Source organism: Bartonella sp. AA16NXGY (assembly GCF_042197325.1).
Lineage (GTDB): Bacteria > Pseudomonadota > Alphaproteobacteria > Rhizobiales > Rhizobiaceae > Bartonella.
In genome coordinates, this window is the sequence record NZ_JBHIRR010000051.1 from 1 (window position 1) to 1,449 (window position 1,449).

Genomic DNA, 1,449 nt, shown 5'->3' on the forward strand with positions numbered 1-1,449 from the left:
GCTCAAAAGGGCAGCAATGCCAAGTCAAACATCAGACAGGGTTTAGCGGTCCCGTGCGGCGTTTGCGGACTTGTTACGCTTGTTGAAGGACATTATAAACAAAAATACAATAAAGTCAATAGTTTGTTTGTAATTATTTTATATGAATCCACTCAAGAATCCACACTTTTATACGTGATTCATTTGACTATTTTTTATATAAGATTGCCATGCATGAATAGATCCAAAAAAGCTAATCATAAAGAAGTTTAAGAAGAAAAAACAACTTCAAAATGTCCTTCAAGCGTTTTAACTTCTTTCGGATTAACAATAATCTTTATATCGTTTCCCAATTTTGCCAAACACTCAAGCATTTTCATTTCACTAATTCCTCGAAATTCTCCACTTAAGAGTTTAGACAGTTTTGGTTGAGTCATTTTCAAAAGTTGACTAGCCTGTTTTTGTGTTAAGTTCTTTTCTTTCAGAATTTGACTAATCTTATGAGCAAGTTGCGCTTTGATAAGCATCTCTCTGGAATCTGAAAAGCCAAGATCCGCATAAACATTGGAACTACCGTGAAAAACATTGATCATTTTAATTCCCTTCTAATTGTTCTACTAACTTGAGACGTTCTTTAATCAGATTAATGTCTGGTTTTGGTGTTGTAATGCCACGGGTCGATTTTTTCTGAAAACAATGCAACACATAAAGAGATTTTTTATATTGTATCGTATAAACAGCGCGATAAGTTCCTTGAATATCGCGTTCAATAATTTCTAGAACATTGGCAGATCCAAACCCCTTGAGAACCTTAACATTTTCTCCTCTATCTCCTATCTGAGCAAGATAAAGAGCATAACCAATCCTTTGTTGAATAAGATCAGGAAGACTTTTTATATCTTTGAGTGAAGAACCAAGCCATATGATACGTTTTATTTTACTCATGATTATTAATATACCCATATGGGTATATTTTCAAGTGGTTATTCTAATTTTGTGATTTTTTAATAACTATTATTAATAAAATTGACTTGATAAAAATGGTAACAAAAAACCATAATTGTTTATTTATCTTATGAAAAGCTGCTTTGTAAAAACCAACGCTTCCAAATGTAAAAAGAACGTTTTTTGCAGATATTTATTGAATATGCATTTGCTTTTGATTGGATTGTTAAAGCTACCGAGCATTTTGATTTGTTTGATACGTTTGATAGCCATAACAAGCGTTTATAGGCTCTGTAATTCAAATGAGTGAGTAAAAATCAAACGCATCATTTACATTCCTTTTGATAAGTTTTCATATCTCTCATAGAGCGCTTGCAATATGATACGTTTTGTATATATGCATTCATTACTCCATTGTGGATGATTCATTTTAATCAATAAGAAACGCTATTTGAAAGCCGCGTCATATCATTTGGCACGGCTTTTTTTTATTTTACTCTCTCTTTTATGATATGTTTATAGCAA

Annotated in this window: 2 protein-coding genes and 1 pseudogene; 1 reads left to right on the forward strand and 2 read right to left on the reverse strand. The window is 32.0% G+C overall.

Annotation, left to right across the window (positions count from 1 at the left end; genetic code table 11):
- Positions 1-83, forward strand: a pseudogene (locus tag ACFINK_RS09270) (phage late control D family protein); the annotation flags it as partial.
- Positions 84-248: 165 nt separating this feature from the next.
- Here ACFINK_RS09270 and ACFINK_RS09275 read toward each other — a convergent pair.
- Together ACFINK_RS09275 and ACFINK_RS09280 are read right to left on the reverse strand one after the other, a co-directional pair.
- Positions 249-572, reverse strand: coding sequence for a helix-turn-helix domain-containing protein (locus tag ACFINK_RS09275; protein ID WP_015856199.1), 324 nt, complete (start codon positions 570-572; stop codon positions 249-251).
- A 1-nt stretch (position 573) separates the two neighbouring features.
- Entirely contained in the window at positions 574-924 is a 351-nt protein-coding gene (locus ACFINK_RS09280) for a type II toxin-antitoxin system RelE/ParE family toxin (RefSeq protein ID WP_375638902.1), read from the reverse strand.
- Between the last annotated feature and the right edge of the window lie 525 nt (positions 925-1,449).